Origin of the sequence: Butyrivibrio sp. WCD3002 (assembly GCF_000424265.1) — a bacterium.
Classification (GTDB): Bacteria; Bacillota; Clostridia; order Lachnospirales; family Lachnospiraceae; genus Butyrivibrio.
The window spans coordinates 322,886-338,142 of record NZ_AUJO01000001.1 but is presented as its reverse complement, the minus strand read 5'-3'; the positions used below and the strand labels follow the sequence as shown (position 1 = coordinate 338,142).

16 protein-coding genes are annotated in these 15,257 nt (G+C 42.3%); all 16 read right to left on the bottom strand.

Annotation, left to right across the window (positions count from 1 at the left end):
* Positions 1 to 68: 68 nt before the first annotated feature.
* The 16 genes from G608_RS0101370 to G608_RS22740 all read right to left on the bottom strand — a co-directional run bounded on the left by G608_RS0101370 (position 69) and on the right by G608_RS22740 (position 14,856).
* The gene (locus G608_RS0101370) at positions 69 to 1,145 is read right to left on the bottom strand and encodes a protein-glutamate methylesterase/protein-glutamine glutaminase (protein ID WP_026494493.1); all 1,077 of its coding nucleotides are present in this window, start codon (positions 1,143 to 1,145) and stop codon (positions 69 to 71) included.
* On the bottom strand, positions 1,146 to 1,868 hold the full coding sequence (locus G608_RS0101365; protein WP_026494492.1) for a flagellar brake protein: 723 nt from the start codon (positions 1,866 to 1,868) through the stop codon (positions 1,146 to 1,148).
* A gap of 27 nt (positions 1,869 to 1,895) precedes the next feature.
* The gene (locus tag G608_RS0101360) at positions 1,896 to 2,813 is read right to left on the bottom strand and encodes a MinD/ParA family protein (RefSeq protein WP_026494491.1); all 918 of its coding nucleotides are present in this window, start codon (positions 2,811 to 2,813) and stop codon (positions 1,896 to 1,898) included.
* A gap of 70 nt (positions 2,814 to 2,883) precedes the next feature.
* Positions 2,884 to 4,191, bottom strand: coding sequence for a flagellar biosynthesis protein FlhF (gene flhF / locus G608_RS0101355; protein WP_026494490.1), 1,308 nt, complete (start codon positions 4,189 to 4,191; stop codon positions 2,884 to 2,886).
* Position 4,192: 1 nt separating this feature from the next.
* A complete protein-coding gene (flhA, locus tag G608_RS0101350) occupies positions 4,193 to 6,256 on the bottom strand; it encodes a flagellar biosynthesis protein FlhA (RefSeq protein WP_051208696.1) in 2,064 nt (687 codons plus the stop codon).
* 153 nt (positions 6,257 to 6,409) lie between these two features.
* Entirely contained in the window at positions 6,410 to 7,558 is a 1,149-nt protein-coding gene (gene flhB / locus G608_RS0101345; RefSeq protein ID WP_035794275.1) for a flagellar biosynthesis protein FlhB, read from the bottom strand.
* Entirely contained in the window at positions 7,545 to 8,324 is a 780-nt protein-coding gene (locus G608_RS0101340; protein ID WP_026494487.1) for a flagellar biosynthetic protein FliR, read from the bottom strand. Before G608_RS0101340 ends, flhB begins: the two co-directional genes overlap by 14 nt.
* 17 nt (positions 8,325 to 8,341) lie before the next feature.
* A complete protein-coding gene (gene fliQ / locus G608_RS0101335; protein ID WP_026494486.1) occupies positions 8,342 to 8,611 on the bottom strand; it encodes a flagellar biosynthesis protein FliQ in 270 nt (89 codons plus the stop codon).
* A 14-nt stretch (positions 8,612 to 8,625) separates the two neighbouring features.
* Positions 8,626 to 9,558 (bottom strand): flagellar type III secretion system pore protein FliP, encoded by a 933-nt coding sequence (gene fliP, locus G608_RS0101330; RefSeq protein ID WP_026494485.1) that lies wholly within the window; start codon positions 9,556 to 9,558, stop codon positions 8,626 to 8,628.
* Positions 9,559 to 9,561: 3 nt separating this feature from the next.
* Positions 9,562 to 9,906 carry a flagellar biosynthetic protein FliO gene (locus G608_RS0101325; RefSeq protein ID WP_026494484.1) on the bottom strand — a complete coding sequence of 115 codons (345 nt, stop codon included), beginning with the start codon at positions 9,904 to 9,906 and terminating at the stop codon, positions 9,562 to 9,564.
* Positions 9,907 to 9,924: 18 nt separating this feature from the next.
* Positions 9,925 to 11,196, bottom strand: coding sequence for a flagellar motor switch phosphatase FliY (gene fliY / locus G608_RS0101320; RefSeq protein WP_026494483.1), 1,272 nt, complete (start codon positions 11,194 to 11,196; stop codon positions 9,925 to 9,927).
* 4 nt (positions 11,197 to 11,200) lie between these two features.
* On the bottom strand, positions 11,201 to 12,184 hold the full coding sequence (fliM, locus tag G608_RS0101315) for a flagellar motor switch protein FliM (RefSeq protein WP_026494482.1): 984 nt from the start codon (positions 12,182 to 12,184) through the stop codon (positions 11,201 to 11,203).
* Between the two features lie 59 nt (positions 12,185 to 12,243).
* On the bottom strand, positions 12,244 to 12,777 hold the full coding sequence (locus tag G608_RS0101310; protein ID WP_026494481.1) for a flagellar basal body-associated FliL family protein: 534 nt from the start codon (positions 12,775 to 12,777) through the stop codon (positions 12,244 to 12,246).
* A 35-nt stretch (positions 12,778 to 12,812) separates the two neighbouring features.
* Complete coding sequence (locus G608_RS0101305; RefSeq protein ID WP_026494480.1) at positions 12,813 to 13,814, bottom strand: OmpA/MotB family protein; 1,002 nt, start codon at positions 13,812 to 13,814, stop codon at positions 12,813 to 12,815.
* Positions 13,814 to 14,617: a motility protein A gene (locus G608_RS0101300; protein ID WP_026494479.1), complete on the bottom strand. Its 804-nt coding sequence runs from the start codon at positions 14,615 to 14,617 to the stop codon at positions 13,814 to 13,816. The genes G608_RS0101305 and G608_RS0101300 overlap by 1 nt, the downstream gene beginning before the upstream one ends.
* A gap of 65 nt (positions 14,618 to 14,682) precedes the next feature.
* Positions 14,683 to 14,856: a flagellar FlbD family protein gene (locus tag G608_RS22740; protein ID WP_081677245.1), complete on the bottom strand. Its 174-nt coding sequence runs from the start codon at positions 14,854 to 14,856 to the stop codon at positions 14,683 to 14,685.
* Positions 14,857 to 15,257: the final 401 nt, after the last annotated feature.

The following is a 15,257-nucleotide window of genomic DNA, read 5'->3' as shown; positions in this document are numbered from 1 at the left end:
TGTGCTTCACTTCGTTCAGCTCAACACGTTCGAACCAGACTCAAAAATACTTCGTCAGGTTCTCACAGCTACTTAACTCCAACGTTCATTATTATTTCCTGGGCTATGTCATCAAGTGTAACGACCTGATTAACCAGACCAGCTGTTGCCACTGCCTTAGGCATGCCATAAACCGTGCAGGAAGCTTCATCCTGACCAATGACATGAACCTTTTTAACCGATTTCAGATTTTTAATTCCTTCCGTTCCATCTGCTCCCATTCCTGTGAGTACAACACAGCAAACTGTGTCATAATCGGAATCCATAAGGGATTCATACATGAAGTTCGCACATGGCCTTACACCTTCTCTTGTAGGACCGTCTACATAGTGAATGGTGTGCTTACTACCGGAGGTTATGATATGCATGTGCTTACCGCCCTTGGCGATATATACCGTACCCGGCTGAAGAACGTCTCCTTCAGCTGCTTCCTTTACACTAATCTCTGAAAGAGAATCGAGTCTTTCTGCAAGAGAAGCTGTAAAGCCTTCCGGCATATGCTGCACAAGTACAACCGGTGTTTTTAAGTTTTTAGGAAGTCTGGGAATAACCGCTTGAAGCGCACGAGGACCACCCGTAGAGCTTGCAATCGCAACGATTCGATTGCCGGTGACCTTGTCTGCGTGCTTGCCGACGATTTCCACCACCTTACGAGAGGCTTTCATTTCATCGAGTGAGAAAGCCTTCGTACTTATTGCAGGAGCCTTCGATTCGCATACCGCATCGAGTGTCCTGATAAGTGTTGATGTGAAATCATCACCTCGGCATTCCGAGGCACGATCCGGTTTATGAATAAAATCAAGAGCTCCCAATTCCAGTGAATCAAGTGTTACCTTCGCGCCTTCCTTGGTATCTGTACTACACATCATTACCTTCGCCCTTATTTTATTCTTATTGATTTCCTTGAGTAACGTAATTCCGTCCATACGAGGCATGTTTACATCAAGTATAACTGCATCATAGGAATTCTTTTTCAGCAACTCAAGAGCTTCAATACCGTCTTTGGCCTTATCTACAACCTGAAATCTTGAATCTGAGTTTATAATATCACTAAGGACGGTTCTCATGAGTGCAGAGTCATCAACTAATAAAATTTTTTTCGACATTTAGTTTTGCTTCTTTCTAATTTTTCGTTCTTCCTCAAAGATAAAATGAATAATATCCTCTCTGGAAGTCTCGTCAATGTAGGCGTACTGTATGCGGTGTTCATACAATCCCGGCCTGTTTTCAAGTTCCTGTACCCTTAGTACATTGCACACCATTTCATATTCGACGTTATTAATATTCCCCGGAAGTCTGTACGCACAATAAATCGTACTTCCTTCCTCATACTGGAAGTTGGCGACAAATCGTAAACCTCCACCACTTATATCCACGATCACACTTCGCTGCAGCGGTTTACTTGTCCCAATCAAAAGCCCCCAATTTCTGCGGATGGCCTCTACCTCTTCCTCCGAGAATATTCTTGACTTAAGCTCCAGCGCACAGCTGAATCTGTAATACTCTCGTCTTTGAAGCCTCTGAAGGTTGCTTAGAAGATCCAACACAAGAATATAAACATTGTTGCTTCGGTATCGGTCAACGATCCTTCCGTAACACTGGAATAATCCTCGTGAGCTGTAGAAACACAGGCTGTATTCTCCATCCACAGGAAGCAATACAAGCTTGCCCTTGTCCATTGGCATCAGTACTTCTATCCTGTCCTCCGAGATTACATCTGTAATCTTACTCAGATGGATTTTCCGTGTTCGACTGTCATCATCCATCCAGACCTTGCCGATTGCCTTTAGCTCGATTTTGTTACCGGGCGATATATAATCCGCAAGCATTTTCAGGTACCCCTCTTACCTTTATTTTTATTGACCGGAGCTTTGCTCTCCGGAACCTTTTTCATTTAATTTTCTTCCAGTAATAATATGTGAGAAAAATGCAGCCATTCCACGCGGTTTGATAATATCTGCTGCATTTTTATCTGTAAGCCTCGCTGCGATCTGCTCAAATGCTTTAGCTGATTTAGCATTTGGATACTGTATAGAAACAGGTGTCTGCTGCATTACGCCTCTTGCAAGACTCTGATCCTGCGGTATCTCTCCCAGATATGAAAGCGGAAGCTTTAAATATCTGGCAACTACAGCGTTAAGCTTATTAAAAAGCTGCTGTCCCTCCTCTGCGGAAGCTACTCTGTTTGAAACCACCTTGATCATAGTGTTCTCTTTTGAAAATCTTGGCTGCTGATTCAGTGCCTTCAAAAGTGAATACGAGTCTGTAATCGATGTTGGCTCAGGTGTAGTAACAAGTATTATCTCACCGCTTGCTACAAGAAATTCCATAACTGCATTGGAAATACCTGCACCTGTATCAATGATTATCGTATCCGCAATCGCATCCAGCTCTGCCAGATTAACAATTATATAAACAAGGTAATCCCTGCTTAAATCATACATTCCTGAAATACCGGAGCCTCCGGATATAAATCCAACACCCTCCGGTCCCCAGGTTATGATGTCCTTTATATTTTTCCCCTGATAAATAAGATCGCTGAGATTATGCTTCGGTACTGTTCCAAACATTATCTCGATATTGGCAAGACCAAAGTCCGCATCAAGTATGATTACTCGCTGTCCCATTCTGCGGAATTGAATCGCAAGATTGATTGCTACATTTGACTTACCTACGCCTCCTTTACCGCTTGTAACGGTAATTATTCTGGCAAGCGGTCTCTGAGGGGCATTTTCTGCCTTAATTATTTTCCTAAGCTGTTCAGCCTGATCCATAAATATACCTGTTTCTATTTTATCAAAATCTGTAAAAATGTCGACATTTTATTGTAAATTCATACGGCGATTAGTTACCGCCCAGCAAGCTCTTAACACTCCTTTGAGCATCAAAAACAGCAATATCACTGGGAACGTTTTGTCCATTAGTAATATAGGACATGGGAGCTCCTGTATGCATATGGATATTATAGAGATTTCCTGCAGAGCTGGTCTCATCCATCTTTGTGAAAATAAGCTTATAACGGACAAGCTGTGAATATCCGTCAGCAATTTCCATAAGATCCCTGTATTTTGTGGTTGCACTTAAAACGAGATAATTCTCGGTATCAACAAGCTCTTCAAGAGCCTTAATAAAGCCAACCATATTCTGCTTTTGTTCCTCGTTGTGGAGACTGTGTCCGGCTGTATCGACCATAATATAATCGTAGTCCTTAAAGTCTTCTGCAGCCTGCTTTATTTCATCAACGGAATAAATTACACGGAAAGGAATCTCCATGATAGTCGCATAGGTTCTAAGCTGATCCGCCGCGGCAATCCTGTAGGTATCCACTGTAAGAAGAGCAACCTTTTTCTTTTGATTTATTCTAAGCTCAGAAGCCAGCTTAGCAATGGTAGTTGTCTTACCTACGCCCGTAGGTCCAATGAAAATCTCTGCTATAGGGCCATCAGAAGAAGGCGGCTTTATTTTGTCCGCTGCTCCAAACTTAAGGACCATCTTCTGATAAACGTTAGCAAGAACATAATCCATAGGGATATTTGGCTTGCTGACCTTTTCCACTTCATCTGTAAGCTGATTAACATAAATCTCATCAACTTCATTCTCAATAAGCGTGTTATAGAGAACCTTTACAAAAGTAATGGTCTCCTCGGAAACAGTATTACTCTCTTCCCTGTCCTCTTCCTTCTCATTCCTGAGATTTTTCTCCAAAAGATTGTGAAGGCTGTCCAGCTTCTCCTCAATCGCGCTGTTATCCTCATTAACAGGTTCGGATGTGGTTTTCTGTGGCCCAGGCTGGTATCTGTCCTGAGGCTTTGATACAGGAGTTACAGGTGAGGGAGTTCCAACCTTAAGAGGCGGAATTTCTCCCGATTCCTGTGCTTTTAATAATTTCTCTGCCATAGTGGCATTATTTGCCGTATCAGGTCTTGCAACCTTCTGAGGCTGCACATTATTGGGCCTCACAGGTCTTGTAACCTTTGAAGGTTCATCCTCTAAAGCTACCGTAACTTCTATTCTCGGAGGAGCAAAAATAGCAAAAAAGCCGCTCTTTTTAACGGGTCTGACATTCATGATAACAATGTTTTCCCCGAGCTCCTTCTTCGCGATTTCCGTGGCCTCTGATTCAGTTTTTCCGGTATATTTTTTAATTATCATATTATGCCGCTACCATCCCAACTGACTGCATTTCAACATTAGGTTCTACTTCATTGTAGGATATTACAATAAGATCCTTGTAATAGTCTTCAGTCATTTTCCTAAAGTACATACGAACAATGGGTGAGGTCATGACGATAGGCACTCTGCCTGCATCCTCAAGCTTCTTGGCCTGCTCACCGACTGATTTAAGTATTGCCTTGGTCCTTGCGGGATCAAGAGTTATATAAGCACCGGTTTCTGTCTGCTTAACAGAATCCATAATTTCCTTTTCAATCTTAGGATCAAGTGTAATGACACTTGTGGTCTCTCCGGGATAGAAATATTTACTGGAAATAGCCCTTCTGAGACTTTGTCTGACATATTCCGTAAGGATATCGCTGTCATGTGTAGAAGGAGCATAATCTGCCAGAGTCTCGAAAATTGTAACAAGATCTCTGATAGAAATCCCCTCGCTGAGAAGATTCTGAAGCACCTTCTCAATTTCACCAAGAGACATGAGCTTGGGTGTAAGCTCATCAACAAGTGCAGGATTGTTCTCCTTAAGATTGTTGACAAGATTCTGTACATCCTGTCTTGTAAGAAGCTCAGCAATATGATTCCTGATAACCTCTGTAAGATGTGTTGCAATAATTGAAGGCGGATCAACAACAGTATAACCAAGAGACTCCGCTCTCTCCCTCTGACTCTCTGTGATCCAGGTAGCAGGAAGGTGGAATGAAGGCTCATATGTGGGAATACCTGTTATCTCCTCATCCGCATTGCCGGGATTCATAGCCATATAGTGGTCAAAGAGGATCTCTCCGTCACTGACCTGAATACCCTTAATCTTGATAATGTACTGATTAGGATTAAGCTGAATATTATCCCTCAAACGAATAATCGGAACAACGGTACCAAGCTCCAGAGCTATCTGTCTTCTGATCATTACGACACGGTCAAGAAGATCACCGCCCTGATTTACATCAGCAAGGGGTATGATTCCATAACCAAATTCAAGCTCGATAGGATCAACCTGCAAAAGACTTGTAACATTTTCAGGCTGCCTTATCTCCTCAGCCTGCTGTTCTTCCTCAGCCATTACCTCTTCCTCTGTATGAGCTACAGTCTTCTGTCTGTCCATCATAAATCCAAGAGCGGCAACAAATCCGCCAAGAGGAATATAAAGAATATTCGGCAAAGGTGTAAGAATACCAAGTGCTGCCACAATGGCGCCAACAAGATACAAAGTCTTGGACATGCCAAATAACTGTCCGATAAGGGCAGGACCAAAATCTGCTTCTTTACTACCCTTTGTTACAAGGATACCTGTACTGAGAGATACCAGAAGTGAAGGAATTGAACTTACAAGACCATCACCCATGGTAAGAATCGAGTATTTATCAAGAGCCTCGGTGATAGGAAGCTGCTGTCTGAGCACACCCATCAAAATACCGCCGACAATATTTATAACAGTGATAATAAGACCTGCTACAGAATCTCCCTTAACATACTTCGTAGCACCGTCCATGGCACCAAAGAAGCTTGCTTCGTTCTGAATCTTCTCACGTCTCTCCTTAGCTTCCTGATCAGTGATGGCACCGGTATTAAGGTCGGCATCAATTGCCATCTGCTTACCGGGCATAGCATCCAGTGTGAAACGAGCCGATACTTCAGCAACACGTTCAGAACCTTTGTTGATTACCATGAACTGAACAAGGATGAGCATTGCATAAACAATAGCTCCGATGATCAGATCACCTGCACCAACGAAGGAACCGAATACTTCGATAACTTTACCCGCATCTCCACCTGTAAGAATAAGTCTTGTGGAGGATACGTTCAGCGCTATTCTGAATATTGTTGTGAACAAAAGGATAGTAGGGAAAAATGACATATCCAGTACTTCCTTAGAAAACATTGCCGTGAATAATATGACAAAGGAAAGTGACATATCAAAGGCAAGCAGGAAGTCCATTAACCATGTCGGAATAGGGATAATAAGCATCATTACTGCTGCAACAAAATAAAGTGCAACACCGTAATCAAATGCACGTTTCCTGATAGTATCAAGGATGTTATTCATCTAATGCTCCCCCTTTCCCCATTTTTACATACTTATACACATCTAGTATATCGCATACTATATCTTGTATTCAAGAGAAAAATGAAGCACAAGTATCAATAACATAGATAATAAAAAATAAGGCAGCTGCAAGGGCAAAAAACTGCAGCCACCTTATACCTTCCCCTGAAGGTGATATACAAAGGCAAGTACCTCGGCAACGGCCTGATAGAGCTCAGGCGGAACAAATTCACCGATGTCAACGTTAGCATAAAGCATTCGCGCAAGCGGTTTATTTTCAACGATTTCGATACCGTTTTCCTTAGCAACTTCCTTAATTTTCTGTGCCAGATAATCCTCACCCTTTGCTATAACCCTGGGTGCCTCATACAGATCGGCATCATAGGAAATAGCTACAGCGTAGTGAGTAGGGTTCGTGATGACTACATCTGCCTTGGGGAGCTCCTGCATCATACGGCGCTGGGAAGCCTGCTGCATTCTTCTTCTCTGCTGACCTTTGATCTGAGGATCTCCTTCAGTGTTCTTGTATTCATCCTTAACTTCCTGCTTGGTCATCATCATATCCTTGCGGAATTTTCTTCTCTGGAAAACCACATCCGCAGCAGCGATTATGATGTAGACAGCAGCTACTCTAATGCCAATATCAATGACAGTCTGTCCCATAAGTCCAATGGCCTGCGACAAAGGCATATCATAAAGCGTAAAAAGTGAAGCCGTAACACCTGTAAAATAGTTGTAAACCACAAAGCTGATAATGATTATTTTTCCTATAGCCTTGAATAATTCGAAAAGAGATCTTGTTGAGAAAATCTTCTTAAAGCCGCTGATAGGATTAAGCTTACTGAGCTTTGGCTGAAGAGGCTTTGTGGTTATCTTCCATCCAACCTGGGCTATATTTGCAATAAGCCCAATCAGTATAGCGGCTGCAAAAAACGGGAAGGCCAGCATAAATATTCGAACCAGCGCCTGGTTCATAACCGTCTTAATATTCTGTAAGGGCAACAGTCCGTCATACATTGTGGTGAATTCCGGAATCTGTCCGTATACATAGTTGAACATACCGGTAAAGCTCTCAGCCATATATCCATACAGCAATCTAAGCAGCAAAAAAAGCGCAAGAAGTCCGGCTGCATTTCCAACCTCACGGCTATTGGCAACCTGTCCCTCATCTCTTGCATCCTGCAGTTTTTTTGCTGTAGGCTCTTCTGTCTTCTCACCACCGGGGCCGTCTGCAAAGAACTGCAGATCATAAGAAAGAAGCAATTCCATATTCATTTTTCCGGCTTCTTCACATAAGATCATCAATAAATGCCCTCATCAGGACTTTCATATTTTGAAAAATAAAGTCCGACGCGTTATATAAAAGTGTACTTGTAATATACATAAGAGTAAGTCCAAGAATGAGCTTAAGTTGCATACCAACAGCAAACATGTTCATCTGGGGAGCTACTCTTGCCAGTACGCCAAGAATAACGTTAATTACAAATGTAACAATAAAAATCGGCAGACATATTCTAAAGCCGATTACCATATATGCCCCAAAAAAAGTCAGCATTGAATCCAGCAGCTTATCAGAATGGAATACGGCTCCGTTAACAGGAATAAGAATGAAGGAATCCGCCAATGCAGATACAAGATATCTGTAAAGGCCGCTCACAAGCATCATTCCCATAAAAGCATACTGATAGATACCTGCGGATACCGAAACCTGCTCTCTTGATCCCGGTGACATTACCTGAACCATCGACAAGCCCACCTGCATATCCACTACCTGACCTGCAAGGCTCGATATCATTGTGCATATCTGAGCCGCATAACCTATCAGCAATCCTGTGAAAAATTCCTTTGCAACAATTACAGTAAAGCCAAGTATCGTGTCGTAATCCAGTGTCTGAACCGGTGCTGTGCCATACAAAAGAATGGATAAAAACATGGAAAAGCATATTCTTACCCACTGGGGTGTATTGCTCATACTGAAAAAGGGTGCCACATAAACAAACATAGTCACCCTTACAAGAATAAGCAAAAATATTTCTAGATCACCAAAGGTGAAGCTGTAATCAATCAAATCCTCTTACCCCACACCTAATGTATATACAAACTAAAATCAGACCATATCTTTACAACATAGTTTGAAAGCTCTGTAAGCATCCAGTTTCCTAAAACCATCAATGCCAGAAAGGTAAGGATTATCTTAGGAACGAAGGTTAAGGTCTGATCCTGGATTGAAGTAACCGTCTGAAAAATAGATACAGCAAGTCCCACAATCAAAGATACAAGCAATACAGGAACAGCAATCTTAATTACCATAAAAAGGCCGTTACCCATTATCGCAGTGACGTCATCAACTGTCATAATCCTCCTCCTTTCTAGTAGAACGTTTTAACAAGACTACCGATTATCAGATTCCATCCATCAGCAAGAACGAAAAGCAAAATCTTGAAGGGCATGGAAATAGTCGTAGGCGGCAGCATCATCATACCCATACTCATAAGTACCGACGATACTACCATGTCTATGACGATAAACGGTATAAATATCAAAAATCCTATAATAAATGCTGTTCTCAGCTCGCTTATAAGAAAGCTTGGAATAAGTACTGCATTAGGAATAGTCTCAAGCTGACCATCCCACTCCATCTGATCGATTTCCATAAAAAGGCGAACATCCTTAGTCTGGGTCTGACCATACATGAACTCTCTTATAGGCTTCATTCCAAGGTCAAAAAGCTCCTGCTGCTCTATCTCACCTCTTTCAAAGGGCTGAATTGCAGTGTCGTAAACCTCCTGCAAAGTAGGCTGCATTATGAAAAATGTAAGGAAAAGTGCAAGTCCCATAAGCACCTGGTTTGGAGGCGCAGTCTGTGTTGCGATGGCCGACCTTGTAAAATGCAAAACAATGATGATCCTGGTAAAGCAGGTCATCATTATCAAAAGGAACGGAGCCAGTGCGATAAGTGTCAGAGTAATAAGTATTCTCAGTGCTCCGTTGATGGTTCCGTTTCCATTGTCATAGGTCACTGTAACAGTATTTGCAATATTCAGCTCCTTAAGGTCGTCAGCATCCTTTGATTCGCCGGCCTCATGGATATTGGTCCTTTCACTGTCAGTGCCTGTCAAATGCGTTTCTCTGTCCCTCGTGGGGTCAGTTGTGTGCGTATCATCCACATAAGAGGTGGATGCCTGTGCGGTTATGGGGGTAATTCCATAACCAAAAAAAATCATAACAAAAGAAAGGCATAAACACAGAACGCCTCTCCTAAGCCATGATTCTCTCTTCTTTACTCCCCTAAAACTCTTCATACCTTACTTCTTCTTAAACCTGTCCATCATCTTGCTAAGTTCTTTGCTGAAATCAGGAATTTCAGCTTTAGCAAATTCCGGCGGTTTGTACTCATCTTGCGTTAATTCCGTGAGCAACGTCACACTGTCCTTGCTGACAGAAATAACAAGATATTTCGAAGCCACACGGATTATCTGAATATATTTAGTATTCGATAATCTCTGGGTCTCAAGAATCTCAATATTTCCGCCGGCCACAGTATTTTTCTGGTATCTGGCGATCCACATTGTTACATAATATGTAGCACCAAGTACCAGAATAAAAATAATGATAACAGTGACAAGTTGCGAAATAGATGCTACTGACATTTATTTTGCCTTCTTACATTATTGTACTATTTCAGTTACGCGGACGCCGAAGCTCTCCTCAATTACTACTACTTCTCCCTTTGCAACGAATTTACCGTTTACAAGAACGTCAACGGGTTCACCGGCAACCTTCTCAAGCTCTATGATAGTACCCGGTGCAAAGTCAAGAATATCCGAAATCGCCTTTGCAGTTCTTCCGAGCTCAACAGTTACTTCCAAAGGAACATCTTTTATAAGTCCAATATTCTCTCCCGCAGCCATAGCCGGATTTCCGCCGGCAAAGCTCTGGAACTGTGCAGGCTGAACGTTCATGCCCGGCATCATCTGCGGCATCATCATCTGCGGCATCATCTGCATACCCATTTGAGGCATGCCCATCTGCGGCATTCCCATCTGCGGCATACCCATTTGTGGCATACCCATTTGAGACATATCCTGAGCAGGCATTCCCATATCGGGAGCAGGTGCTGCAGGTGCCGGAGCAGGTGCAGGTGCTGCTTCTGCAGGAGCTTCTGACTGATCTCCTCCATCAGCACTGACAGTATCCTTAAGACTCTTAGCAAAGTCAACAGGGTACAGCTGCATCAGTGTTGAATCAACAAGATCACCGATCTGTAGCTTGAATGTAACTCTACAGAAAGTACCTGTAAGGAAATCAGATATTTCACTGGGATCATCATCAATCATATCAAGAAGCGTAGCCACCGGGGGACTGATATCAACCTTCTGACCTGTCATGGTAGAAAGTGATGTTGCAGCCGCACCCATCATCTGGTTCATGGCTTCCGAAATAGCTGATAACTGAAGTTCTCCAACCTCACCATCAGTATTGGTTCCGTCACCACCCATCATAAGGTCTGTGATAACCATAACATCATGCTCTTTAAGTATGAGGATATTAGTTCCTTCAAGACCTACGGTGTACTTAATCTGAATGAAAACACAGGGCTTTTCATAATTATCAAGCACTGTATTCCAGTTAGCAAGCTCAACCTGAGGGGTTGTGATGTTAACCTTCTGATTTACAAGGGAATAAAGCGTCGTAGCTGAGGATCCCATACTGATATTGGCAACCTCACCGATCGCATCCTTTTCATCATCCGTCAAAAGGCTCTCGTCGATTTCAGCGGCCTGGAAACCAGAGCTACCTGAAGGAGCACCTCCTGCATCAGCAGGGGCGTCTGCGGACGCATCTGCCGGGGCATCACCGCCTCCTGCATCTCCACCACCCGATGTATCCATACCGGCGAGCAGGGCATTAATTTCGTCTTGTGAAAGCATTCCATCCATGCTACTACTCTTCCTCCTCTCTTACTACCGACGTAATTCTGACGGCATACTTATCTTTCGTAGTTCCCGGCAAAGCCGTAAATTTATAAATATCCCCTACATATACCTGTAGTTCGCTATTTACCTGATTATCAAGTCTGATAATGTCGCCTCTTTGAAGTGATACAAAATCACTTACCGAAACGTTACATTTTCCAAGTACCGCTTTAACAGGCACATCCACATGTCTGACAAGTGATTCAAGATGATCGCCGTAGGTGTCATCATCATGCTTCTGCATTGTTGAAAACCAGAACTTGGTATTGAGCTTATCCATGATGCTCTCCAGGGTGAAATATGGAAGACATATATTCATCAGACCTTCCGTATCACCTATCTTCATGTTGAGCGTCACAATCGCGATCATGTCGGTAGGAGAAATAACCTGCGCGAACTGCGGATTGGTCTCAATCCTCTCCATGATAGGATTTATCGCAATAACATTCTCCCAGGGCTCAACCATAAGCTGCATACAAATCGTAATCAGCTTCTCGATGAGAGGCATCTCAATATCGGTGAAGGGTCTTGGTTTATCAATACCTGCTCCCTCTCCTCCAAGCATTCTGTCTATAAAGGAAAAACCGATATTGGCCTGAAGCTCCATTATTATGGTTCCCTGCAATGGCAGGAAATTTATAATTCCCAAAATTACGGGATTACTAAGTGCATTACTAAATTCCGAATAGGTAACCGTTTCTGAGTTCGCTACCGAAACCTGAACATTTTTTCTAAGATACAAAGGAAGCGTTGTTGACAACAATCTTCCATAGTGCTCATAGATCATCTCCAGGGTTCTCAGATGCTCCTTTGAGAACTTGGCCGGACGTTTAAAGTCATAGTCCTTAACCTTTTTCTCGTCGGTAGCCGACATCTGATCTACGTCGAGTTCACCCGTATTAAGCGCCGCCAGTAGGTTATCTATCTCATTTTGTGATAATACTTCACTCAAGCGCAGACCACCTCAATTCCATAAAAACAACCATAAACTCTTTTCATACTCCCCAATAATTACTGATAAACCTTGCTACTGAAGCTTACATCATATATGAAGCCTGATCCAAAGATTTCCTGAATCTTCTCAAGAAGTGTAGCCTTGGCTTCATCCTCGTACTGTCTGATCTCATCAAGTGTATAGGAGCCTATAACCTCCGTAATCTTAGACTTTATCATATCCTCATAAGTAGGAAACTTCTCTGCATTTCCATAGATCTCATAATCCGGATTGGATGTATCCATGGAAAGAACCACTGTAGCAAGCATGTAATGTGTTTTGCCATCACCGCTGTCCTTAAGGGTGATAGTCATATCTGCTATCGTATAGTTACTAACATTCGCTATATCAACATTTCCCGTAGCAGATCCTGAAAATCCCTGACCATTTTCACCGCCGTTAGCCTCTATCTGCAGAGCAGCAGCTATGTCGCCGATGAGCTTTACCGCCTGGTTATTGGTAGTAAGTACTGTCAGCATCATGAAGCCTGTCATAACAGTATTCACCAAAAGAAGTGCCAGGATAATAATTGAAAGCAGATTCTTTTTCATGTTTTTCTCCCTCACATTTTTATGATTAGTAATCCTTAATACATAGGACTTAAAGGATTATAAATACGAATTTCTACTCGTCTGTTCTTGGATCGGCCTTCAGGTGTGGAATTATCTGCCACAGGCTCATATTCACCTCTTCCTGAATGCTTAAGATTAGCGGGATCCAGGGTGGTATTTTCAACAAGATAATAAAATACCGAAAGGGCACGTCCATCACTCAGCTCATCGTTATTGCTATACTTTCCTGCTCTGTGCATAGGAACGTTATCTGTATGTCCCTCTATCTCAATGGTTCCTCCGGCATATCTCTCAAGTATTGCGCCAACCTTATTAAGGATTGAATCAGCACCTTCCTTAAGTGTTGCTTCTCCGGAATCAAACAGGATTGCACCCTGCAGTGTCAACTGGACGTATTGGCTTGTGAAGTTAACATCTATCTTATCTGAAACATCCATTGCATCAAGTGATTCGGAAACCTGTGCTGCAAGCTGCTCTGATGCCTTAAGCTGTTCATGCTCAAGTTCCTCTTTGGCTTCTTCTGCAGTAGGTGTAGACTGAGCTTCCTCACTTTCAGAGCCCTGTCCTTCGGTATCACCTTCATTTCCGGAACCCTTGATCTCACTGTCTTCATCGGATTCATTACCGCCGGCTCCGGGATTTATGCCTGTTGAATCACCATTATCATTAACACCGGCGCCTCCGTTCTCACTGGAATTCTCACCGGTTGTATCGGTGACATCCTCCTGCTGAGAACCGGATTGGGAAATACCCATTGAAATTATGTAATTGGAAAGTTGGTTCAACTGTGAAATACCATCTCCGACAAGTGCTCCCTGTCCCAAAGCAGCTTCACCGCCATTGAAAATACCAAATGCCGAACTGAATGATGCAGCAACTTCTTCAAATTTGGCGGCATCCATGTTAGCCATTGAGAAAAGCAACACGAAGAAACAAAGGAGTAGGTTCATCAGATCACCGAATGTACCCTGCCAGGCCGGCAAGCCGGGCTTTATTTCTTCCGGTTTTTTAGCCATTACTCTCCGCCTCCATCGCCTGTGCCATTCTCTGCTTCATAAGCTGCTCTGTTTGCAGGTGACAGGAATGACTTAAGCTTCTCTTCAGTTACACGAGGGTTCTCGCCTGCCTGAATAGATAAAAGTCCCTCTATGATAATACTTTTCATAGTATATTCTGCATTATCTCTTGCTTTAAGCTTATTCTCAGCGGGGAAACAGAACCAGTTCGCAAGAACTGAACCGTAGAATGTTGTGATGAGAGCAACCGCCATGGACGGTCCGATTGATGACGGATCCGACATGTTCTGAAGCATCAGAACCAGTCCAAGCAGAGTTCCGATCATTCCCCAGGAAGGTCCCATACCTGCAACATCTCCAAAGAAGGAATAGTTCTCCTTATGTCTCTCTGACATAGCGTCAATTTCAGCTTCAAGGATTCCCTTAACAAGCTCAGGCTCAGTACCATCGACAATAAGCATAACGCCCTTTTTCATAAAGGCATCTTCAATATTGCTGGCAGCTTCTTCAAGAGCCAGCAATCCTTCTTTTCTTGCGGTATTTGAAAGATCAATAATCTGCTTAATAACTGTCTTGGTGTCATCAGCGGGCATTTTAAAAATAAGTGTGTAGGACTTAAGTCCACTGATGAAGCTGGGGAGGCTTCGTGAAGCCAAAACCGCCATGAACGCTCCGCCGAAGGTGATCATGGCTGACGGCGCATCCAGAAAGTATTTAACACCAGTGATACCTGCTGAAAACACGATACTTAATATCATGAAAATAAAACAAAGACCTATACCAAGTAATGATCCTATATCCACTTAGTTTTCCCCCTTCATAAAAGTTATAGCAAAATATCGGATGATCAGCTCTGTGCTACATTTCTTCATATATCACTTCGCTCATTACATTTCTTCATTATTTCGGAAATCGTCTCCTGAACAATAAGCTTTCGACCGTTAGCCATAATGATCACGGTATCGGGATTAGCTTCAACCGTTTCTATAAGAGCCTCATTAACAAGTATTGCCCGGCCATCCATTTTAGTAATCTCAATCATTTCAAGTCTCCGAAATTGAAACAAAATTACATAATCAAATAAGATAGTTTCATTTTATCACGCTTTTTTAGCTTTTGTATGCATGAAATTCCGCAAAAACATGGTGCTTGTATTTTTATTTCAGAATTTAATTGAATTTTTGAAATATTTTTTCATTCCATATATTGTGCATACTTATAATTGGATTATACAACATCTCGTAATTTATTTAAAGTTTTTATAGCATTTTTTGTCCCATGTTTTGTGACAGGACTATTTTTAATTTTTCTTTTCAAATAGTTTATGAGCAGTTTATATTCTTTTGAAAGATATTTGAATTTAAAATGCCGTTTTTGTATTTTTATTTCAGAATAATACGTATATTTTGAAATTTATTTTCAGACTCCCATATCTGCTATCAC

Excerpts from the sequence above, each read along its gene's own strand:
- G608_RS0101370 (WP_026494493.1), bottom strand. The coding sequence starts at position 1,145 with ATGTCGAAAAAAATTTTATTAGTTGATGACTCTGCACTCATGAGAACC.
- G608_RS0101365 (WP_026494492.1), bottom strand. The coding sequence starts at position 1,868 with ATGCTTGCGGATTATATATCGCCCGGTAACAAAATCGAGCTAAAGGCA.
- G608_RS0101360 (WP_026494491.1), bottom strand. The coding sequence starts at position 2,813 with ATGGATCAGGCTGAACAGCTTAGGAAAATAATTAAGGCAGAAAATGCC.
- flhF (WP_026494490.1), bottom strand. The coding sequence starts at position 4,191 with ATGATAATTAAAAAATATACCGGAAAAACTGAATCAGAGGCCACGGAA.
- flhA (WP_051208696.1), bottom strand. The coding sequence starts at position 6,256 with ATGAATAACATCCTTGATACTATCAGGAAACGTGCATTTGATTACGGT.
- flhB (WP_035794275.1), bottom strand. The coding sequence starts at position 7,558 with ATGATCTTATGTGAAGAAGCCGGAAAAATGAATATGGAATTGCTTCTT.
- fliQ (WP_026494486.1), bottom strand. The coding sequence starts at position 8,611 with ATGACAGTTGATGACGTCACTGCGATAATGGGTAACGGCCTTTTTATG.
- fliP (WP_026494485.1), bottom strand. The coding sequence starts at position 9,558 with ATGAAGAGTTTTAGGGGAGTAAAGAAGAGAGAATCATGGCTTAGGAGA.
- G608_RS0101325 (WP_026494484.1), bottom strand. The coding sequence starts at position 9,906 with ATGTCAGTAGCATCTATTTCGCAACTTGTCACTGTTATCATTATTTTT.
- fliY (WP_026494483.1), bottom strand. The coding sequence starts at position 11,196 with ATGGATGGAATGCTTTCACAAGACGAAATTAATGCCCTGCTCGCCGGT.
- G608_RS0101310 (WP_026494481.1), bottom strand. The coding sequence starts at position 12,777 with ATGAAAAAGAATCTGCTTTCAATTATTATCCTGGCACTTCTTTTGGTG.
- G608_RS0101305 (WP_026494480.1), bottom strand. The coding sequence starts at position 13,814 with ATGGCTAAAAAACCGGAAGAAATAAAGCCCGGCTTGCCGGCCTGGCAG.
- G608_RS22740 (WP_081677245.1), bottom strand. The coding sequence starts at position 14,856 with ATGATTGAGATTACTAAAATGGATGGCCGGGCAATACTTGTTAATGAG.